The organism is Pseudomonas crudilactis (assembly GCF_013433315.1).
Classification (GTDB): Bacteria; Pseudomonadota; Gammaproteobacteria; order Pseudomonadales; family Pseudomonadaceae; genus Aquipseudomonas; species Aquipseudomonas crudilactis.
The window spans coordinates 161782-183369 of the sequence record NZ_WXVV01000003.1 but is presented as its reverse complement, the minus strand read 5'-3'; the positions used below and the strand labels follow the sequence as shown (position 1 = coordinate 183369).

Sequence of the window (21588 nt, the reverse complement as noted above, 5' to 3'; positions counted from 1 at the left end):
GATTCAGCAACAACTAAGCCTGTTATTTATTTTGTCATAAACAACGAAAAGGCCACGCCCCCGGAAAGGGCGTGGCCTTGTCTTACTGTCGACATTCAACTTGGCAAGTGTTGACACGATGTCACGATGCGAGAAGTTATTTACAACTTCTCCCGGCGATCAATAACGGCAAACTCAGACAATCGGCTTTTCACCATACCAACGCGGCGTGTAAACCCAATCCCCACCGGTTGCCCGTGGAAACGTGCACGTGGTCGAAGAGCCGATCAGTACCATCGTGCGCATGTCCACCTGGTCCGCGGTCAACGCGCCCAACGTCGTGGTGCGTAAGGTCTGTCCCGGGCGACCGATGTCACGGCCCAGAACCACCGGGGTTTGCGGCGTGCGGTGCTGTGCGACGATTTCCAGTGCCCGGCCCAGTTGCCACGGACGGGCGCGAGAGATCGGGTTGTAGAACGCCAGCGCCAGATCCGCTTCCGCAGCCAGGTCCAGACGTTTCTCGATGATCGACCACGGCTTGAGGTTGTCCGATAGCGACATTACGCAGAAGTCATGACCCAGCGGCGCACCGGCCTGCGCGGCGGTGGCCAGCGAGGCCGAGACACCCGGCAGGATTTCCAGGTCAACGCTGTGCCACGCCGGATCATCGGACTCGTGCAACGCCTCCAGCACCGCCGCCGCCATGGCAAATACGCCCGGGTCGCCGGACGATACAACAATCACCGAGCGCCCCTCGGCCGCCAGCCTGAAGGCGTGACGAGCACGCTGCATTTCTTCGCGGTTGTCGGTGCAGTGCTGGATTTGATCATCACGGAAAGGCCCGGCCATGCGCACGTAGGTTTCGTAGCCGAGCACGTCGGTGGCGCGGGCCAGTTCGGCTTTTACCGCCGGCACCATCAGTTCGGCAGCGCCGGGACCGAGACCGATCACCGCCACACGCCCACGTGCTCGGCCGATTTGCGCGACGTCCAAAGGCTGTTCGGCAATAGCGATTGCCATGTCGTTGGCAATGACGACCTTCGCCTGTGGCACAGCCGCCAATGCCATCGCCTCGATATCGCTCAATGCCGAGACAAAGCGCAACGGCACACCCAATTCCATTGCCGCTTCATGCAGATTCGTCGAGGCCATTTCGGTCTCTGCCGCCAACAGACAGGCCAGCGCCTGCACTGCAAGATGCGCTTGCTGCAACGCCGCGCGGACGATGTTCGGCAAATCCGCCACTTCGGCGCTGACTGCCACCGCGACACTGCGCGGATAAATCAACAACTCATTGGCACACGCCACACGCTCGGCGCTGCCGACATGAATCGAGCGCTGCGCCTGCGGATCTTCCGGCAATTGCGCCTGATCCAGCCAGGGCGCCGCGCCTTCGATGCGTACGCTGTGCCCGGCCAAAAGATCGGAGACAAATCGCTTGCCCAGTTCCAGATCGCCCAGCGCGTAACCACTCGGTGGGTTGAGCAGGCACGTGCCAAAACGCAACTCGCCGCTGGTGGTGATCGCCGCTGCGACTTGCAGCCCGGCAGCGATGTCCCGCGCCATGACATTTACTCCGCCGAGACCACCAAGCAGCGGCACCACCGCGCTGCCGTCTTCGGCAACGGCCAGCACCGGTGGTTCGGCGCCTTTCTCCAGCAGCAGCGGCGCGAGTGTGCGGATGACAATGCCGGCCGCGCACAGGGCAATGATCGGTGTGTCCTGCTGATACAACTCGCGCACGGTCGCGCCGAATTCCTGATACGTCAGGTCGGCGCCTTCGACGCGCCCGGCGAGGCCGTGGATCTGCGCCGCCGGATAGACCTGCTGAATGCGCCGCGCGGTGGCCAGGCTGCCCTGACCGAGAATGACGATGGCTGGTGTGGATTGAGTCATCAGCCTTGCCACCGTTCGCCCGGCACAATGATCAGCGAGAAGTACGGCGACGACATCGGCTCGACCTGATCCATCGGCACAATCTTCTGATTGGCCATGGTTGCGCGCTCGACGTACAGCGCGCGTTCGGCCAGACCGAGTTCTTCCAGCACCTGACGCACCTTGGGGAAGTTGCGCCCCAGCTTCATGATCACCGCCGCGTCGGCATCGGCCAGACGTCGCTTCAGCTCTTCATGGGGCAACACGCCGGAAAGCACCGACAGGCTCTGATTGCGATACACCAACGGCGCGCCCAGCACCGAAGCGCCACCGAGCATTGAGCAAACGCCCGGCACCACTTGCGCTTCGTACCGGCTGGCGAGGCGATCGTGCAGGTACATGTAGGAGCCGTAGAAGAACGGATCGCCTTCGCAGATCACCGCGACGTCGCGCCCGGCATCCAGATGTGCCGCGACGGTTTCGGCAGCCTCATCGTAGAAATCGCTGATCACTTGTTCGTAAGACAATGGCGCCGGCAGCACTTCGGTGGTCACCGGGTACACCAGCGGCAGCAGATTCTGTGCGTCTTGCAGATGCGCTTCGATGATGCCGAACGCATTACCTTTCTTGCCTTTGGCAACGAAGTACGCCACCACCGGCGAATCGCGCAGCAGGCGCAAGGCCTTGACGGTAATCAGTTCCGGATCACCGGGGCCGACGCCCAGGCCCAGCAAACGTCCTTTGGCCTGCATCATTCGATCTCCGTGGCGAGGGCATTGACAGCCGCAGCGGCCATGGCACTGCCACCGAGGCGGCCTTGCATGATCACGAACGGCACACCACGGCTGTCGGCGGCCAGTGCGGCTTTCGACTCAGCGGCGCCGACGAAACCCACCGGGAAGCCGAGAATCAGCGCCGGTTTCGGTGCGCCGGCGTCGAGCATTTCCAGCAGATAAAACAGTGCGGTCGGCGCATTGCCGATCACCACCACACTGCCCTCAAGGTGCGGACGCCACAGTTCCAGCGCAGCAGCGGAACGGGTGTTGCCCAGTTCACGAGCCAGCTCCGGCACACTCTCGTCACGCAACGTGCAGATCACTTCATTGCTGGCCGGCAGGCGTGCGCGGGTCACGCCTTCGGAAACCATCCGCGCGTCACAGAGGATCGGCGCACCGGCGGCCAGCGCATCGCGCCCGGCCTTGCCGGCACCTTCGGAAAATTGCAGACCGTCGATGGCCTCGACCATGCCGCAGGCGTGGATAACTCGCACCGCGAGTTTTTCCAGATCGGCCGGGATGCGCGCCAGATTGGCCTCGCTGCGAATGATCGCGAAGGAGTTGCGATAGATCTCCTGACCGTCGCGGATGTAATCAAGCATCAAAGGGGCTCCGAGAGCGGGCGGCGAGCAGGGTCGCGACCGCTTCAATAGTAAGGTTGCGTGCGTGCAGCGTGCCGAAACCCGGCAGCGTGGCATCGCGGAAATAGAGGTCATAATGACCGCGGCTGACCGCGAGCAAAGTGACTGGCGCGCGGTGAGCGGCAGCGCACGAACGCGGGCAGCCGGACAGGTGCACGCTGACACCCGAGGGCAGCAGCGTCGCCAGATGGCGCGCATCCTGTTTGGTGTCGGCCAGGCCTTTGCCGCAGCCATTGGCACCGGTGCAGGCGATCAGCTGTGCCAGCGGCTCGCCGGAATCGGTCAGCAGGTTCGACTGCTCGAGTGCCTCAAGCACCACAGGTGCATCGGCCGCTTCGACATTCGGCAGCAGCAGACTTTGCCATGGTGTGAAGCGCAGGCTGCCGTCGCCGTACTGGCGAGCCAGTTGCGCAGCAGCGCGCAACATCGCCGGATCAAGACGACCGAGCGGCGGCACGGCGCCGACGTACACCCGCCCCGAGGTATGTTGCGGATGAGCGCCGATGTGCAGATCCCGCGCAACGGCAGTGCGCTGCCACTGGCTGACCGACTTGATCGGCACGCGCGTGCGCAGGGCGTCGAGAAAGGCCAGCATCGGCAGTTCATCGAGCAAATGGCGCATCCGCGTTTGCTCGGGGCGGGCCAATTGCAGGAACAATTCCAGCACAGCGACCACCAGCGCATGGCCGTTTTCTGCCGCCACGGCGCCGACTGCGCGATCCGTCGGGCACCCGGCCAGGCCGAATGCCCAGAATCGTTCCCCGTCGCGCTCAAACGCCGACAACCACAGGTCATGCGGATGTTCGAGCATCGCCAGCGCTTCGCCGCCATCGAGTTGCACGGCAAACTTGGCGCTCAATTCATGAAAGCGTGAATGGCTTTGCAAGGTGTCGAGGATCAGCTCGGCCAGTGCGCGGGTGTCGACGCGCATCTGTCGGTCGATGCCGGCGGCCGGGCTGAGCATCAGGTTGCGCACGTCATCACCGGCGGCGGTGCGCGGGCCGAGCCCGGCAGCCAGCAAACGCTCGATCAGCGCTGCGGATTGCTCACCAATCCCGCGAATCTGCAGATTGGCCCGGTTGGTCGCTTCAATGGCCCCGCCAGCAAACTGTTCGGCGGCCGCGGCCACCGCGTCAGCCTGATCGGCACTGATCGACCCGCCATTGAGCTTGATCCGGCAGATACCGCCGTCCAGTGCCTGGACGATACGCAGCAACCCCGGACAGGCCGAGGGGCGTAAGGCGGTGGACATCGGGCGTTCGTTCAAGGGGCTGACCGGCTGCGTGGTAAAGGCGCTTCGCGGGCGAAGGCGCGGTATTATGCCTGCTTTGTCCACTGGCATGAAAAGTCTGCCCGTCGGAACGGCAGTCTGGCCAAGCGAGCGAGCACATAAAGCGCCCGACACCGGTCAAGGTAAAGCAATGATTTGCTCCTGACGCCGCTCACCCAGTAACGAAATAATCGTCTGGCGGGACAACTCGTAGTCGTCCGGGTCTGCCAGCGCCCTGTAAATATCGATAGAAACGTTCCCCAGGACTTTTTCAGTACTGAAGCGGTGTTCAAGCACATGATCGACAATGGGCTCGTCAAACTCGAAAGCTATCATCACGGTCGTGATGTTCAGTTCCGGGGAAATGACAGCTAACATAAAGCGTATCCACCTTTGTTCATGCAGAACATGCTTTTGCAGCGTGTCTCTTGCCAGCGCCGCCGTCGCCCGCTCCAGTAGTGACGAGAAACTTGAGTCACCCCATATAGCGGATGAAGGCATTCTTTTATGGATAACCTGTTGTGCCAGCCCCAACAAACTGAAATGTCCGGGAGTTGCTGGCGGAAGACTGACCCCGGGATTATCCAACAGCAGTGCGCCAGTGATTCTCATCGCCATTTTGTTGGCATGACACCAGGATTCCCCTAGCGAATAATCCGCAACTTTCCTGGCGGCTGCCGTTTGTGAATAAAGCAAGGCGTCCAGGCTATCGCACTTGTCGGACCCCGACACCTCATCAGCCACGAGAACGATTGCACCCGCGCATACAAACAACTTAAATCCGAAAGCTTCGTCCATGTTTTTTACTTCCTTGAAAGCCAGAGGTTTTCACCTCCGGCCCGGGCTCAATCAGGACTTCTTGCCAAATTCAAGGCTAAGTGCTTTTTGACGCTGTTTCGCGAGTGCATCAACGATTAGCTGTTCAACATCCTTATAGTCTTGCTCCTCGATAGTCATGGTGGCTGCGCCGTTATAGATATCAACACTGGAAGTTGCCCATTCGACGAACAGGATTTTGGTGGGTTGTACCTTGGCAATATAGTGGACCGCGGCGACCGCCATGGTGATATCACCGTCAGCGTCCTCAAAGGAACTTGTCATACACAAGTTGCCACCACTAGCCTTCTTCGAGTTATTTTCAAACAGCTTCAACGCCTCCGGCTCATTCTTCAGCGCTTCCATGGTGCTGTCCGCCACAGTCGACAGCACTTTCAATGCCGCTTGCCCCTGATTGATCGCCGCACCCACAGCAGTATGGAGAATGGATAACGCCACGTTATCCATTTTCAGCGATTGCGAAGTGGCCTGATAACGATTGTAGGGCTGACTGAAAGCGAACCAGCCGGCAAGCTTCAGCAGTTTCATGAATTCCTGAAAACGCTGTTCCTTTTGGTTTGCACCAGGGAACCTCAGCAGGGAAGTGATATCGGCGTACATAAAAGTGTTTTTGACGATCCGCTTGCTGCGCTTCGACATACTGGCATCAAAGCCGGCAATGCCCGAACCCATTATTGCAGCATTCAATTCATCCTTGTCGACGGGAAGCGTGGAGACAGCCGCCGAGCGTGGAGAAATCGGCAACGGTTGCGACGCGAGAAACTCATTATTCTCCTTAATTAACGCGATACGTTGTGCGGCGGTTACTACTTGCGTGGATACTTCACTCATTATTTAAACACCTTCGATATATTGTGAACGCCAACATGGCGCAGATAAAAAATAACCCGCCACCCAAGCACATTCAAACTTAAACATTATTCAATTAATTTCAACACAGCGACAAACTGGAAATATGCAACACGACAAACATCAAGCTTGAGTCGACAGTTCTATTTCCCTGACCCGAATTTCGCGAACAGCGGCAATCAAGAACTCCCGATGTTTGTCCATCTCGCGAAACGAAGTCACGAAGCGCCTGGACTGAATATCGAGTTGAGCGCGCGTCTGGAAAATATTCCAGAACAAATAAGTTGACGACCCGTTCGATTCGATCAAACGCACGTTAGTTACCACAACCTCCAGTTCCTTGTGAAAATTGTACTGAGCCGGAGAAAATCGAAAGTCACCCTCCTTGCGAAGACCATCGGTCATCATTTCAGTGCCGGCCGTATCGTTTCGAAGTAGCTGGAAGGATTCCCTCATGCTTCTGACCGTCGCTTTGCTCAACTGTCCCGACAGCGACTTTTCCCAAGCGTCCAGCACATCGCCGGTGAAACTCTTTTCTACAACTATCACTGGAGCATGTTCCAGGCTCCAGCCGATCGACCAAAGTACTCCGGAATAATATTCGAACCAGTCCGCCGAGGACTGCTTTCTGTTGTAGCGCAGGTCTGCCCGGTATTCCGCCAGACGCATACTGTCCTTGATGAAGCGCTGATCCTGCCGAGCAACCCCGGACATAAAAGTCAGAAAGTTACTGCCCATGACGGCGGCATCGCTGCCCCCAGAGTACAACTCAGCACTCACATGTAATTCATTCATATATAAAACTCTCTCATTATTTATTTACCCGTTGACACTTGCCCACCCGCACTGCAAACACTGTGAAAACCTCATAACATGAACAAATGAAAAACAACTTACCAACAAAAAAAGCCCAACTAAAAAAACAACCTAGACATCTTGTTTCTGACAACCCATTCAAATGGAGAGCAGTCAGTTGGCTGCCGGCGAGTTATCATGCCGCCCAATAATGGCAGGCGCGGAATAGAGGAACGGCATGACCCCTTGGCTGACGGTTGTAGGTATCGCCGAAGACGGCTTTAAAGGCCTGGGCAAAAATGCCCGGCGTGCCCTGCTGGGCGCCTCGCGGATCGTCGGTGGCCAGCGCCAACTGGATCTGCTGCCGGTGTGCATTCGCGGCGAACGGCAGTTGTGGCCGAGCCCGTTTTCCCTCGCGCCGGTGCTGGCGCAGCGTGGCGAAGCGGTCTGCGTGCTGGCCAGTGGTGACCCGATGTTCTACGGCGTCGGTGCAAGTCTCGCTCGCCAGGTACCGAGCGACGAGATGCTGATCCTGCCGGCACCGTCGTCCTGCTCGCTGGCCGCCGCTCGTCTCGGCTGGCCGTTGCAGGACGTGGTGACGCTGTCGCTGGTGGCCCGACCACTGGCGGCGCTCAATGCGCAACTGTTCAGCGGCGTGCGCCTGTTGTTGCTGAGCAACGACGGCCAGAGTCCGGCAGCGGTCGCGCAGTTGCTTTGTGAACGCGGCTTCGGTTCGAGTCGCATGAGCGTGCTTGAACATCTTGGCGGTGACGCCGAGCGACGCATCGACAGCACCGCCGACGCTTGGGACGACGCACCGATAGCCGACCTCAATGTCATCGCCATCGAGTGCCAGGCCGATATCGACGCCCCGCGTCTGTCGCGCCTCGCTGGATTGCCAGACTCAGCATTCCAGCACGACGGCCAATTGACCAAACGCGACGTACGCGCCATCACCCTCGCCCGCCTCGCCCCGACCCCCGGCGAGCTGCTCTGGGATGTCGGCGCCGGCAGCGGTTCGATCGGCATCGAATGGATGCGTGCCCACCCCAGTTGCCGTGCACTGGCCATCGAAGCCGATGGCGGCCGCCAGCACCTGATCGAACACAACCGCGATGCGTTGGGTGTGCCCGGCTTGCAATTGATTCGCGGCAAGGCACCGCAGGCTCTGGCCGGACTGGAACGCCCGGATGCGATTTTCATCGGCGGCGGCGTCACCCGTGAGGGCGTCTTCGAAACCTGCTGGGAGCAACTCAAGCCCGGCGGCCGCTTGGTTGCCAACGCAGTAACCCTGCAAAGTGAAGTCGCCCTGATGAACTGGCGCGAACGCCATGGCGGCGAACTGACGCGAATTCATGTTGCGCAGGCGCAGCCGCTCGGCGAGTTTGACACCTGGCGTCAGGCGTTGCCGATCACCCTGCTCGATCTGGTCAAACCCCTCGATGCGTGACGAAACCGCCGAACAATCCGCGCCTTTGCGCAGCGGCCTGACCACCGGCAGTTGCGCCACCGCGACCAGCCTTGCCGCCGCACGTCTGTTGCTCGGCGGGGTTTCGGCCGATGCGGTGCAGATCGTCCTGCCGAAAGGTAAACAGGTACAGATGCGTCTGGAGTTCTGTCGTTTGACCGATGACGGCGCCGAGGCCGGGACGATCAAGGATGCTGGCGACGACCCTGACGTGACCCACGGCGCCCTGCTCTATTCGCGGGTACGGCTAATGGCCGAACCGGGGATTCGCTTCAATGCCGGCGCCGGGGTTGGCACCGTGACGCGGCCGGGACTGGTGCTCGGCGTCGGTGAACCGGCGATCAACCCGGTACCGCGCAAAATGATCAGCGATCACCTGACGCTGCTCGCCGCCGAGACTGGTTATGCCGGCGGCTTCGACGTCACAGTCAACGTCGAGGGCGGCGAAGCGCTGGCGCTGAAAACCATGAATCCGCGACTGGGCATTCTCGGTGGCCTGTCGATCCTCGGCACCAGCGGCATCGTCCGGCCGTTCTCTTGCGCGGCCTACATCGCCTCGATTCATCAAGGCATCGACGTGGCGAAAACCAACGGTTATCTGCACATCGCTGCCTGCACCGGTAATGCCAGCGAAGACACCATGCGCCGGGTCTACGATATGCCGGAAATCGCCCTGATCGAAATGGGCGACTTCGTCGGCGCCGTGCTCAAGCATTTGCGCAAAGTGCCTGTGGATAAGCTCAGCCTGTGCGGCGGCTTCGGCAAGATCAGCAAACTGGCGGCCGGGCACATGGATCTGCACTCGCGGCATTCAAGTATCGACTTGCCGCAACTGGCGGAATGGGCGGCGGCGATAGGCGCGGACGAAGCGTTGCAGCAAGGCATTCGCGAGGCCAATACCAGTCAGCAGGCATTGGCGATGGCCAGTGCGGCGGGAATCGCCCTCGGAGATGAAGTGTGTCGACATGCATTGAATTTCGCCCGCAGCGTGGTACCGGCGCAGGTACGGGTCGAGGTGTTTGCGATTGATCGTCAGGGCGGGATTGTCGGGCATGCCGGAGGTTTTGCATGAAGCGGATTTTACTGCTCGGCGGCGTCACCGAAGCGCTGGCGATTGCCCGCACGCTCGGGCCAGAACATATCTACAGCCTCGCCGGTGTTGGCCGGGTACCGACGGACCTGACCTGTCAGGTGCGCGTCGGTGGTTACGGTGGCGCTGAAGGACTGGCGCAGTTCATTCGCGACGAAGGCATCGATCTGCTGCTCGACGCCACGCATCCCTATGCCGCACAGATCAGCCAGAACGCCGCAACCGCCGCGCAATTGACCGGCATCCCCTGCTGGGCCTTGCGCCGCCCGGTATGGCAGCCGCAGCCCGGTGATGACTGGCGTGAAGTCAGCGACTGGGCCGAGTTGATCACTGCCCTCAAGCCGTTTCGCCGACCGCTGTTCACCCTTGGCCGCGAACCGCTGCAACACCTTGATGAAATCCCCGCCGACCAGTTCTGGACCCTGCGCGCCCTCGACGTTTACCCGGGCAATGAACACTGCGAAGTGATCGGTGCGCGTGGGCCGTTTCTGCTTGGGGATGAGCGCGCACTGTTCGAGCGGCGGCAGATCGATGTGTTGATCAGCAAGAACAGCGGCAGCACCGCGACCGAGCCGAAGCTGGAAGTGGCGCGCGAGCGTGGGGTGCCGGTGCTGGTGTTGAAGCGTCCGGGGTTGCCGGGGGTTGATCGGGAGTTTCGATCAGCGTCTGAAGTCCTTGAAGCCCTGACGACGTCAGACTTTTCCTGACTTCGAATTTATTTGCGAATTTACCTGCAATTTTTGAGGACGCAGCCGACTGTTTTTCACTACACCCTCCCCCCAATACTTCGGTTCCTTTAATCCCGACAAGTAGACAGCCAACAAAAGCGGCTTGCCAGCTTGTATCCCAAGGAATACGATCCCGACATGATCGCTTTTGAACGATCCCGCATATTTTCCGAATGGCTCGACTCCTTGAAAGACATCAAAGGTAAAGGCCGAATCATCTCCAGAATTAAAACAGCCGAACATGGCAACTTCGGCGATTGCGGGTTCGTCGGTGACACTGTTTATGAAATGCGTGTTCATTACGGCCCTGGTTACAGGATGTACTTCACACGCAAAGGCGAAGTGATTTATCTGCTGCTGATCGGGGGCGACAAATCGACACAAAAAAGAGATATCAAACGCGCCGTGCAGATGGCTCATAAAATCGGAAATGAGGAGTAAATCATGACCGAAGAATTCGCCCGTTTTGACGCCGCCGAGTACCTCAAAACTCCCGAGGACATGGCGGCATATCTAGATGCCTGTTTTGACGATGATGAAGGCGACGGCGTCCTTATCCGTGCAGCGCTCAATGACATCGCCCGGGCTCAAGGCATGACACAAGTGGCGCGGGATGCAGGTTTGGGCCGCGAAAGTCTTTATAAAGCGCTGAGTAGCACTGGCAATCCCGAATTCGCAACTATCATGAAAGTCATGAAGGCTCTGGGTTTGAGATTGCATGCCGTAACACTGTGACCGCGCTGCGACACCAAACCGCACGACGCTTTTTTACTTATCGGCCCTGATCAGGCTAAATAGCCGCGCCTGATCGCCCACCCAATGGATCTGTCCCATGAACCGACACCGGCTGGCAATTGCCTGGATCGCCTGCTTTGCAGTGCTGTTCAACATGCTTGCCATGCCGATGACCGGGGCGATGGCGCAGGCGGCCAGTTCACCGGCCGAACAGTTGCTCTGGAGCAGTTTCTGCACCGGCAGCGGGACCAAGATGGTGGCGATCAATATCGGCACCATCGATCAAAAGGCCCCGAACAACGACACGCATTCGAACATGCAGCATTGCTGGTGCTGCTCAGGCTCGGCGCCATTGGTGGCGCTGCCGGGGCATGCGCCGCAGCTGTATTTCGCCCGCTACGAAAGCAATCGCAGCGTCGCGCCCGCCTCTCTGCAAACACCCACGCCGCGCCAGCAATGGCCGAGCCTCAATCCCCGCGCCTCCCCTCTGGTTTGATTTGTTCGCGCAATTGACCTGCGTTTCAAATCGTTCTGGAGAACTGCCATGTTGAACAAACTCATCGTAATCGCTGCGCTGCTGCTGCCGGCGTGCTTTGCCCATGCTCACGAATACAAGGCCGGCGAGCTGGAAATCGCTCATCCGTGGTCGCAAGAGTTGCCGCCGAATGCACCGACGGTTGCCGCCTATTTCATCATTCACAACGGCGGCAAGACGGACGACCGCCTGCTCAGCGTCGACTCGCCCATCGCCCCCGAAGCGCAACTGCACGAACACGTCATGCAGGGCGATCTGATGAAGATGCAGCAAGTGCCGAGCGTGGAAATCCCGGCCGGCGGCAACGTGACGTTTGCGCCGATGGCCTATCACGTGATGCTGCTCAACCCGACCGATCGCAGCCTGCTCAGCGACGGCAAGCGCTTCCCGCTGACGCTGCATTTCGAGAAGGCCGGTGACGTCACCGTCGAAGTCTCGGTGCAGAAGAAACCGCCGGAAACCACGCAGGCTCACGCGCACGCTCAGTAAGCCTTCCGGCAGACTCCGCCCATGCGCCCGCTGAGCGCCAGACCTTTCCGGCAATGCCGTCAGACTCAAACTCTGACTCGCGGCAGCTGGATCGCCCTGTTCGCCATGTTGATGATCTTCATCGGCCCACTGATTTCTCAGTCGATGCCGATGGACCAACACGCCTCGACTTCGATGCCGATGAGCATGGACATGTCGATGGACATGCCCGGCATGGATCACTCGGGCCACGACGCCAAGCCTTCCGCCGAACACTGCCCACCGCAATCCTCGCACCACGTGCTGTGGGAAAAATGCGGCTATTGCAGCCTGCTGTTCAATTGCCCGGCACTGACCGGCGGTGGCGATTTCGTCGCCTTCAATATCCCGCCGCTGAACACCTTCACCCCGCCCTCGCCCCACCTGGGCCACGCCCGGCAAACCTTCTTTCCCGGCGCTCGCACCCGCGCCCCGCCCGTCACAACGTAAACACGCACCTTTGATTGCACACGGTTGAGAAGACAGCTTCAGGCTGCCGGCCGTGTCGTTTACGACTGTTTGATGGAAATTGTCATGTCCAGGTTTGCTGCTGTTCCACGCTCGGGTTCCACCCCGGGATCCTTCGCTTTGAACGAATCGCGGATTCGTTTCAGGCACGCTACCGCCGTCCTTTGCGGCGTCCTGCTGTCCCCGCTGGTGCTGGCCGATGATCACACCGCGCACAACGAAGAACTCAGCCCGACGGTGATTACTGCAATCGCCCCGAGTTCACCGCTGACCATCGTCACCAATCCAAAAGACCCGCGCCAACCGGTGCCGGCCAGTGACGGCGGCGATTATCTGAAGACCATTCCGGGCTTTGCGCTGGTGCGCAATGGCGGCACCAACGGCGATCCGGTGCTGCGCGGCATGTTCGGCTCACGCCTGAACATCCTCACCAATGGCAGCATGATGCTCGGCGCCTGCCCCGGCCGAATGGACGCGCCGACCTCGTATATCTCGCCGGAAACCTACGACAAACTCACCGTGATCAAAGGTCCGCAAACCGTGCTTTACGGTCCGGGTGCATCGGCAGGTACGGTGCTGTTTGATCGTGAACCGGAGAGCTTCGGCGAACTCGGCACACGGGTGAACGCGAGCATTCTGGCTGGCTCCCACGGACGCTTCGACAAGGTCGTCGACGCCGCTGCCGGTGGCCCGTTGGGCTATGTTCGCGTGATCGGCAACACCGCGCATTCCGACGATTACCGCGACGGCAACAACAACATCGTCGCCTCGCGCTACGACAAGTGGAACGGCGACGTCGCCGTCGGCTGGACCCCGGACGCCGACACCCTGATCGAACTCACCGTAGGCAAGGGTGACGGCGAAGCACGCTACGCCGGACGCGGCATGGACGGCTCGCAGTTTCTGCGTGAAAGCCTCGGCCTGCGTTTCGAAAAATCCAACATCACTGATGTGTTGGAGAAACTCGAAGCGCAGGTCTACTACAACTACGCCGACCACGTGATGGACAACTACACCCTGCGCACGCCGTCCGGCACCGGCATGATGGCCGGGCCCATGGCGTCCAACGTCGACCGCCGCACCCTTGGCGCACGGATCAAAGCCACTTGGCGTTGGGCTGATATCCAGTTGATCACCGGCCTCGACGCGCAGACCAACGAACACCGCCAACGCAGCGGCATGGGCATCGACACCTACAAGGATCAGCCGTACAGCAAGGACGCCGATTTCCATAACTACGGCGTGTTCAGCGAAATGACCTGGTACGCCGCCGACCGTGATCGGCTGATCACTGGCGCCCGCGTCGACCGCGCCTCGGCCAAGGATTATCGGCAAACCACCGGTTCGGGAATGATGAGCCGCCCCAACCCGACCGCCGATGACACCCGTGCCGACACCCTGCCGAGCGGTTTCCTCCGTTACGAGCATGACCTCGCTGACAGCCCGACCACGCTCTATGCAGGCCTCGGCCACGCACAACGTTTCCCGGATTACTGGGAGCTGTTTTCGCCCAAGTCCGGCCCGGCTGGCTCGGTCAACGCGTTCGATTCGATCAAACCGGAAAAGACCACGCAGTTCGACTTCGGCGTGAACTACAAGAGCGCCGGGCTCGAAGCCTGGGCCTCGGGCTACGTCGGTGTCGTGCGCGACTACATCCTCTTCGACTACACGCCCGGAATGATGGGCATGAGCACCTCGCGCGCCGAGAACATCGACGCGCGGATCATGGGCGGTGAGCTCGGTGCCGCCTACAGACTCACCGACCACTGGAAAGCCGATGCGACCCTGGCCTACGCCTGGGGCAAGAACAGCAGTGACGGCAAGGCTCTGCCGCAAATGCCGCCGCTGGATGCACGCTTCGGTCTGACCTATACCGAAGACAACTGGAGCGCTGGCGCACTGTGGAGGGTGGTTGCCGCGCAAAACCGTATCGACCAGAACAAGGGCAACGTGGTCGGCAAGGATTACGACAAGAGTTCGGGCTTCGGCGTGTTCTCGCTTAACGGTGCCTACCGGATCAACAAGAACTGGAAGGTCAGCAGCGGCGTCGACAACCTGTTCGGCAAGGCTTACGCCGAACACCTGAACCTGGCGGGCAACGCCGGGTTCGGCTACCCGGCCAACGACCCGCAAGCGATCAATGAACCGGGGCGCACGCTCTGGACCAAGGTCGACATGAGTTTCTAACAAGAAAGTCAAAAGATCGCAGGCTGCGCCAGCTCCTACAGGGGAGCGCGTACTCCCTGTAGGAGCTGCCGAAGGCTGCGATCTCTTGATCTAAAAAATTCGCCAAGCGGAGCACACGTGATGAAACAGCCCAAACCGAATTTCTACAACCTGGCCTGGCGTTGGCATTTTTACGCCGGCCTGTTCGTCGCCCCCTTTATGGTGATGCTGGCCCTGACCGGCATCATCTACCTGTTCAAACCGCAGCTCGATTCGCTGATGTACAGCAGCCTGCTCAACGTCCCCGCCGGCCATCACACCGTCCCGGCCGATGACCTGCTGCAACGAGTGAAAAGCGCCTATCCGCAAGGTCAGATCACCCAATACCTGCCGCCGGTCAACGCCGAACGCAGCGCACAGTTTGTGGTGAAGAACGCCGGCCACGAACTCAACGTGTTCGTCGATCCGTACCACGGCGATATCCTCGGCGAACAGGATGCCAAGCAGAACCTGCAAGCCATCGCCCGCGCCATCCACGGCGAATTGATGATCGGCACCGTCGGTGATCGCCTCATCGAAATGGCTGCGGGTTGGGGCGTGGTGCTGGTGGTGTCCGGTGTGTTCCTGTGGTGGCCGCGCGGTCAGGCGGCGGGGATTTTGTGGCCACGGCTGAACAGTCGCGGCCGCGTGCTGTGGCGTGATCTGCACGCTGTCACTGGGTTCTGGGGCGCCACACTGTTGCTGGTGATGCTGCTCAGCGGCATGACTTGGACCGGTTTCTGGGGCAAGCAATACGCCCAGGTGTGGAACGTGTTCCCGGCGGCGATGTGGGACAACGTGCCGACCTCCGACGTCGAAGCCCGCAGCCTTAACACCGCCACGCGCCAGACCGTGCCATGGGCGATGGAAAACACGCCGATGCCAATGTCCGGCGACCACGCCGAACACATGGCCCACGGTGCCGCCAATGCCGGCCCCGCAGCACCCACCATCAGCCTGCAAGACGTACAGAACATCGCCACCCAGCGCAAGGTCGAGCCGGGTTACAGCATCACCCTGCCGACCACTGCCACCGGCGTGTTCACCATCGCCGTGTTCGCCGATGACCCGCGTAACGACGCCACCCTGCATGTCGATCAGTACACCGGCAAGGTCCTCGCCGATGTGCGTTTCGAGCAGTACGGCAGCGTCGCCCGCGCCACGGAAATCGGCGTGATGCTTCACGAAGGCAAGATGTTCGGCACCTTCAACCAGATCGTCGTGCTGCTGATCTGCCTGATGATTCTGCTCAGCGCCGTCAGCGGTGTAGTGATCTGGTGGAAGCGTCGGCCGCAAGGCAAATTCGGCGTACCGCCGCTGCGCCATGACCTGCCGAAATGGAAAACCGGCGTGGTGATCATGTTGGCGCTGGCGGTGGTGTTTCCGCTGGTCGGCGCTTCGCTGGTGGTGGTCTGGTTGCTGGATCGATTGCTGCTGGCGCGGATGAACCGACAAACCGGATCTGCCTCGACTTCATCCTGAAACCGCACTCGATCTTCTTCAACGCCAATCCCGTGCAGGCTCCCTGCACGGGATTTTTTTGCGCCCCAATCTGGCGCGGCGGCCTGCACCAATGCGCCATGGGCGTTCCTTCGTGGTGCATGCGCCAGACAGCCAAACGCTCTAACACGACATTTTCTTGCCAAAACCCGACCGGGCACAGCCCTTGCAAAACACCCTTCAGTCGTTCGCATCTGCCAACCAAAAAAACTTCAAACGTTCATGGAGATCGCACAATGAAGCGTCGCAGTTTGATCAAGGCTTTCACACTCACGGCATCGATTGCCGCGATGGGCATGACCTGGACTGTCCAGGCCGCCGAGACCATCAAGGTCGGGATTCTGCATTCGTTGTCCGGCACCATGGCGATCTCCGAAACGTCGCTCAAAGACATGGCGCTGATGACCATCGACGAGATCAACGCCAAGGGCGGTGTGAACGGCAAGATGCTTGAACCGGTGGTGGTCGACCCGGCGTCGAACTGGCCGCTGTTCGCCGAAAAGGGCCGGCAGTTGCTGACCCAGGACAAGGTCGCCGTGGTGTTCGGCTGCTGGACCTCGGTGTCGCGCAAATCGGTATTGCCGGTGTTCGAAGAGCTCAATGGCCTGCTGTTCTATCCGGTGCAATACGAAGGCGAAGAGATGTCGCCGAACGTCTTCTACACCGGCGCCGCGCCGAACCAGCAAGCGATCCCGGCGGTTGAATACCTGATGAGCGAAGAAGGCGGCAGCGCCAAGCGCTACTTCCTGCTCGGCACTGACTACGTCTACCCGCGCACCACCAACAAGATCCTGCGCTCGTTCCTGCACTCCAAAGGTGTGGCCGACAAGGACATCGAAGAGGTCTACACGCCGTTCGGTCACAGCGACTATCAAACCATCGTTGCCAACATCAAAAAATTCTCCGCCGGTGGCAAGACTGCCGTCATCTCGACAGTCAATGGCGACTCCAACGTGCCGTTCTATAAAGAGCTGGCCAACCAGGGTCTGAAGGCCACCGACGTACCGGTTGTAGCGTTCTCGGTCGGCGAAGAAGAACTGCGCGGCATCGATACCAAACCGCTGGTGGGCAACCTTGCGGCGTGGAACTACTTCGAGTCGGTAGAGAACCCGCAGAACAAGAAATTCGTCGCCGACTGGAAAGCCTACGCGAAGAAACACAACCTGCCGGGCGCGGATAAAGCCGTGACCAACGACCCGATGGAAGCCACTTACGTCGGCATCCACATGTGGGCGCAGGCGGTTGAGAAAGCCAAATCGACAGACGTCGACAAAGTCCGCGAAGCCCTCGCCGGGCAGACCTTTGCCGCGCCGTCGGGTTACACATTGACCATGGACAAGACCAATCACCACCTGCACAAACCGGTGATGATCGGCGAGATTCAGGCCGACGGTCAGTTCAACGTGGTGTGGCAGACCGAAGGGCCGATCCGTGCGCAGCCGTGGAGCCCGTTCATTCAGGGCAACGACAAGAAGCCGGATTATGCGGTGAAGAGCAACTGAGTCTGACTTGGGTTTTGGGCTGGGGTGGAGATCTTTTCCCCCTCACCCCAACCCTCTCCCCCAGGGGGGGCGAGGGGGAAGGGAGCAGATCTCTACGGCTTTCAGAACCTGAGTTCGACGCAGGAATGTCAGGTCGATGTTGGATGCCCTGACAACTCGGTCAGTCCCCTCTCTCTCTGGGAGAGGGGGGAAGGGAGCAGATCTCTATGGCTTTCAGAACTTGAGTTCGACGCAGGAATGTCAGGTCGGTGCTGGATGACCTGACAACTCGGTCAGTCCCCTCTCCCTCTGGGAGAGGGTTAGGGTGAGGGGTGGATTCACAGCCGGACACCGCTCCTTCGGCCACCGCAAGAAAGGAAACTCCACTAATGCCCACTGCCATACACCGCTTTCTCATAGCCATCGCACTGTTGCTGCCAATGCTGGCCCACGCCGGCGATGCCGAAGACTTCGTCGCGGCCATTCCTGTGCAGCAAGCCAAACTGCTGGAAACCTGGGCCGCGCAGCCCGATCCGGCGCGTATCGAACTGATCAACGCCCTGCAACAAGGCGAGTTGACCATCGACGGCCAACCGAAAACCCTGCGCCTGAACAATCGCCTGCGGGGTCTGATCGACACCGCCATGGCCAGCCACCAATTGCTCGCCGCCGACGCCAAAATCCGTCTGACTGCCGCGCAGCAATTGCAGAAAAGCGCGAAACCCGCGCAGCTGAAATTCCTCGACCAGCAACTCGCTGGTGAAAAAGATGAAAGCGTCCACGCCGCCCTGAGCCTGGCGCTAGCCAATCTGCAACTGGTCGATACCGATCCGGCGGTGCGCCTCGCCGCAGTACGCCTGCTCGGCGAAACCGGCGATCCCTTGGCGCGCACGCGCCTTGAAGGCTTGCTCGAGCCCGGTGTCGAAAGCGATGCCAACGTACGTACCGCCGCTGAAACCAGTCTTGCTCAAGTCAAACGCAAACTGCTGATCGGCGAAATGCTCGGCCAGGCGTTCAGCGGCATGTCGCTCGGTTCGATTCTGCTGCTCGCGGCGCTCGGTCTGGCGATCACCTTCGGCCTGCTCGGCGTGATCAACATGGCCCACGGTGAGATGCTGATGCTTGGCGCCTACTCGACCTACGTGGTGCAGTTGATGTTCCAGCGCTACGCACCGCAAGCGATCGAGTTTTATCCGTTGATCGCACTGCCGGTGGCTTTCTTTGTCACGGCGGCGATTGGCATGGCGCTAGAGCGCACGGTGATTCGCCATCTCTACGGCCGGCCACTGGAAACCCTGCTCGCCACTTGGGGCATCAGCCTGATGCTGATTCAACTGGTGCGTTTGTTGTTCGGCGCGCAGAACGTGGAGGTCGCCAACCCGGCGTGGCTGTCCGGAGGCATTCAAGTGCTGCCGAATCTGGTGCTGCCGTACAACCGCATCGTGATCATCGCTTTCGCCTTGTTTGTGGTGGTGCTGACCTGGCTGCTGCTGAACAAAACGCGTCTGGGCCTCAACGTCCGCGCCGTCACCCAGAACCGCAACATGGCGGCCTGCTGTGGCGTGCCGACCGGGCGCGTCGACATGCTCGCCTTCGGCCTCGGCTCGGGCATTGCCGGCCTCGGCGGTGTGGCGCTGAGCCAGATCGGCAACGTCGGCCCGGACCTCGGTCAGAGCTACATCATCGACTCGTTCCTGGTGGTGGTGCTCGGCGGCGTCGGCCAGTTGGCCGGTAGCGTGCTCGCGGCCTTCGGCCTGGGTATCGCCAACAAGATTCTCGAACCGCAGATCGGTGCGGTGCTCGGCAAGATCCTCATCCTCGCGCTGATCATTCTGTTTATCCAGAAACGTCCGCAAGGCCTCTTCGCACTGAAAGGACGGGTGATCGACTGATGAACCAGCCTCTGTTAGTCACGGCCACACAAAAGGCCGGGCCGAAAGTCACGATTGCAGTCGGCGCGGTGATTCTCGCGCTGCTGATCGCCCTGCCGCTGCTGTCGTTGTTGCCGGCGGAAAGTGCACTGTCGGTCTCGGCATACACGCTGACGCTGGTCGGCAAAATTCTCTGCTACGCCATCGTCGCCCTCGCGCTGGATCTGGTCTGGGGTTACGCCGGTTTGCTCTCGCTGGGTCACGGTCTGTTCTTCGCCCTCGGCGGTTATGCGATGGGCATGTACCTGATGCGTCAGGCCGCTGGCGATGGTCTGCCGGCGTTCATGACCTTCCTGTCGTGGAGCGAATTACCGTGGTACTGGACCGGCACCAGCAGCTTCGTCTGGGCGATGTGTCTGGTGGTGTTGGCGCCGGGTTTGCTGGCGCTGGTGTTCGGTTTCTTCGCCTTCCGTTCGCGGATCAAGGGCGTGTATTTCTCGATCATGACCCAGGCCCTGACCTTCGCCGGCATGCTCCTGTTTTTCCGCAACGAGACTGGGTTTGGCGGCAATAACGGCTTCACCAATTTCCGCACGATTCTCGGTTTCGGCATCACTGAACCGGGCACGCGCGCGGTGTTGTTTCTGGCCACGGTGTTGCTGCTGGTGGCCAGTCTGTTCATCGGCTGGCGCCTGGCGCAGAGCAAGTTCGGCCGCGTGCTGACGGCGTTGCGTGATGCGGAAAACCGTTTGATGTTCTGCGGCTACGACCCGCGCGGTTTCAAGTTGTTTGTGTGGGTCTTGAGTGCGGTGTTGTGTGGCCTGGCCGGGGCGTTGTATGTGCCGCAAGTGGGCATCATCAACCCGAGCGAGATGTCGCCGACCAATTCAATTGAAGCAGCGGTGTGGGTGGCCCTTGGCGGGCGCGGTACCTTGATCGGGCCGCTGCTCGGCGCCGGTGTGGTCAATGGCATGAAGAGCTGGTTCACCGTGGCCTTCCCGGAATACTGGCTGTTCTTTCTCGGCGCGCTGTTCATCGTCGTGACGCTGTACCTGCCCAAAGGCGTGATCGGCCTGCTGAAGAAACGAGGTGAACAATGAGAGTCACGGCGAGCGCGGAATTCATGTTGGAGCCAGCCTTTTTTCCCGTCGAACCGAACAAGGACGCTGGCACCAGTCGCGACTCGATCGGCCTCGGCCAACGCGTCGGTCCGGGTCTCGACACCCGTCACGGCACGATCCTGACACTGGAAGACATCAGCGTCAGCTTTGATGGCTTCCGTGCGCTGAACAATCTCAATCTGTACATCGGCGTCGGCGAACTGCGCTGCATCATCGGCCCCAACGGCGCGGGCAAAACCACGCTGATGGACGTGATCACCGGCAAGACCCGACCGAGTCACGGCAAGGCGTGGTTCGGTGAAACGTTGGACCTGACGCAGATGAGCGAAGTGCAGATCGCCCAAGCCGGCATCGGTCGCAAGTTCCAGAAGCCGACGGTGTTTGAAGCGCTGAGCGTGTTTGAAAACCTGGAACTGGCACAGAAAACCGACAAGTCGGTGTGGGCCAGTTTGCGTGCGCGGTTAAGTGGTGAGCAAAAGGATCGCATCAGCGAAGTGCTGGAGACGATTCGCCTGACCACCTCGGTCAATCGCCCGGCCGGGTTGTTGTCCCACGGTCAGAAGCAGTTTCTCGAGATCGGCATGTTGCTGATGCAGGACCCGCAATTGCTCCTGCTCGATGAACCGGTGGCAGGCATGACCGATGCTGAAACCGAGTTCACGGCTGAACTGTTCAAGTCGCTGGCCGGCAAGCATTCGTTGATGGTGGTGGAGCATGACATGGGCTTTGTCGGCTCGATTGCCGACCACGTCACCGTATTGCATCAGGGCAGCGTGTTGGCGGAAGGCTCGCTTGAGCAAGTGCAGGAAAACGAGCGCGTGATCGAGGTCTACCTCGGCCGCTGAACTGCAAAAGAA

The 21588-nt window shown here is 60.2% G+C and carries 21 protein-coding genes; 14 read left to right on the top strand and 7 right to left on the bottom strand.

Annotated elements, in window-relative coordinates; all coding sequences use genetic code 11:
* Nucleotides 1-174: 174 nt before the first annotated feature.
* From cobJ to GTU76_RS05270, 7 genes are all read right to left on the bottom strand, one after another.
* Complete coding sequence (cobJ, locus tag GTU76_RS05300; RefSeq protein WP_180698197.1) at nt 175-1875, bottom strand: precorrin-3B C(17)-methyltransferase; 1701 nt, start codon at nt 1873-1875, stop codon at nt 175-177.
* Nucleotides 1875-2609, bottom strand: a complete 735-nt coding sequence (locus tag GTU76_RS05295) for a precorrin-2 C(20)-methyltransferase (protein WP_016984915.1) — start codon at nt 2607-2609, stop codon at nt 1875-1877. The genes cobJ and GTU76_RS05295 overlap by 1 nt, the downstream gene beginning before the upstream one ends.
* Nucleotides 2606-3232: a precorrin-8X methylmutase gene (locus tag GTU76_RS05290; protein WP_016984914.1), complete on the bottom strand. Its 627-nt coding sequence runs from the start codon at nt 3230-3232 to the stop codon at nt 2606-2608. Before GTU76_RS05290 ends, GTU76_RS05295 begins: the two co-directional genes overlap by 4 nt.
* Nucleotides 3225-4523, bottom strand: coding sequence for a precorrin-3B synthase (cobG, locus tag GTU76_RS05285; protein ID WP_016984913.1), 1299 nt, complete (start codon nt 4521-4523; stop codon nt 3225-3227). The genes GTU76_RS05290 and cobG overlap by 8 nt, the downstream gene beginning before the upstream one ends.
* Before the next feature lie 156 nt (nt 4524-4679).
* Nucleotides 4680-5339: a hypothetical protein gene (locus GTU76_RS05280; protein ID WP_016984912.1), complete on the bottom strand. Its 660-nt coding sequence runs from the start codon at nt 5337-5339 to the stop codon at nt 4680-4682.
* A gap of 51 nt (nt 5340-5390) precedes the next feature.
* Nucleotides 5391-6209, bottom strand: a complete 819-nt coding sequence (locus GTU76_RS05275) for a hypothetical protein (protein WP_016984911.1) — start codon at nt 6207-6209, stop codon at nt 5391-5393.
* Between the two features lie 141 nt (nt 6210-6350).
* The gene (locus GTU76_RS05270) at nt 6351-7022 is read right to left on the bottom strand and encodes a hypothetical protein (RefSeq protein WP_016984910.1); all 672 of its coding nucleotides are present in this window, start codon (nt 7020-7022) and stop codon (nt 6351-6353) included.
* A 238-nt stretch (nt 7023-7260) separates the two neighbouring features.
* Here GTU76_RS05270 and GTU76_RS05265 point away from each other — a divergent pair, with 238 nt between their 5' ends.
* The 14 genes from GTU76_RS05265 (at nt 7261) to urtD (ending at nt 21576) form a co-directional block, all read left to right on the top strand.
* Entirely contained in the window at nt 7261-8472 is a 1212-nt protein-coding gene (locus GTU76_RS05265; protein ID WP_016984909.1) for a bifunctional cobalt-precorrin-7 (C(5))-methyltransferase/cobalt-precorrin-6B (C(15))-methyltransferase, read from the top strand.
* Nucleotides 8465-9562, top strand: coding sequence for a cobalt-precorrin-5B (C(1))-methyltransferase (locus GTU76_RS05260; protein ID WP_180698196.1), 1098 nt, complete (start codon nt 8465-8467; stop codon nt 9560-9562). The genes GTU76_RS05265 and GTU76_RS05260 overlap by 8 nt, the downstream gene beginning before the upstream one ends.
* The gene (locus GTU76_RS05255) at nt 9559-10287 is read left to right on the top strand and encodes a cobalt-precorrin-6A reductase (RefSeq protein ID WP_180698195.1); all 729 of its coding nucleotides are present in this window, start codon (nt 9559-9561) and stop codon (nt 10285-10287) included. The genes GTU76_RS05260 and GTU76_RS05255 overlap by 4 nt, the downstream gene beginning before the upstream one ends.
* A gap of 159 nt (nt 10288-10446) precedes the next feature.
* Complete coding sequence (locus GTU76_RS05250) at nt 10447-10749, top strand: type II toxin-antitoxin system RelE/ParE family toxin (RefSeq protein ID WP_180698194.1); 303 nt, start codon at nt 10447-10449, stop codon at nt 10747-10749.
* A 3-nt stretch (nt 10750-10752) separates the two neighbouring features.
* Nucleotides 10753-11043 carry an addiction module antidote protein gene (locus GTU76_RS05245; RefSeq protein ID WP_007914567.1) on the top strand — a complete coding sequence of 97 codons (291 nt, stop codon included), beginning with the start codon at nt 10753-10755 and terminating at the stop codon, nt 11041-11043.
* Between the two features lie 97 nt (nt 11044-11140).
* A complete protein-coding gene (locus tag GTU76_RS05240; RefSeq protein WP_016984904.1) occupies nt 11141-11539 on the top strand; it encodes a DUF2946 domain-containing protein in 399 nt (132 codons plus the stop codon).
* 48 nt (nt 11540-11587) lie between these two features.
* Complete coding sequence (locus tag GTU76_RS05235) at nt 11588-12067, top strand: copper chaperone PCu(A)C (RefSeq protein WP_175553044.1); 480 nt, start codon at nt 11588-11590, stop codon at nt 12065-12067.
* 21 nt (nt 12068-12088) lie between these two features.
* The gene (locus GTU76_RS05230) at nt 12089-12535 is read left to right on the top strand and encodes a DUF2946 domain-containing protein (RefSeq protein WP_180698193.1); all 447 of its coding nucleotides are present in this window, start codon (nt 12089-12091) and stop codon (nt 12533-12535) included.
* 84 nt (nt 12536-12619) lie between these two features.
* Complete coding sequence (locus GTU76_RS05225; protein ID WP_180698192.1) at nt 12620-14740, top strand: TonB-dependent copper receptor; 2121 nt, start codon at nt 12620-12622, stop codon at nt 14738-14740.
* A gap of 120 nt (nt 14741-14860) precedes the next feature.
* A complete protein-coding gene (locus GTU76_RS05220) occupies nt 14861-16240 on the top strand; it encodes a PepSY-associated TM helix domain-containing protein (RefSeq protein WP_180698191.1) in 1380 nt (459 codons plus the stop codon).
* 254 nt (nt 16241-16494) lie between these two features.
* Nucleotides 16495-17760, top strand: coding sequence for an urea ABC transporter substrate-binding protein (gene urtA / locus GTU76_RS05215; protein ID WP_007914554.1), 1266 nt, complete (start codon nt 16495-16497; stop codon nt 17758-17760).
* 368 nt (nt 17761-18128) lie between these two features.
* Nucleotides 18129-19631, top strand: coding sequence for an urea ABC transporter permease subunit UrtB (urtB, locus tag GTU76_RS05210; RefSeq protein ID WP_180698190.1), 1503 nt, complete (start codon nt 18129-18131; stop codon nt 19629-19631).
* Nucleotides 19631-20710, top strand: coding sequence for an urea ABC transporter permease subunit UrtC (gene urtC, locus GTU76_RS05205; RefSeq protein ID WP_175553040.1), 1080 nt, complete (start codon nt 19631-19633; stop codon nt 20708-20710). The genes urtB and urtC overlap by 1 nt, the downstream gene beginning before the upstream one ends.
* The gene (gene urtD / locus GTU76_RS05200) at nt 20707-21576 is read left to right on the top strand and encodes an urea ABC transporter ATP-binding protein UrtD (protein ID WP_008078129.1); all 870 of its coding nucleotides are present in this window, start codon (nt 20707-20709) and stop codon (nt 21574-21576) included. Before urtC ends, urtD begins: the two co-directional genes overlap by 4 nt.
* Nucleotides 21577-21588 lie beyond the last annotated feature (12 nt).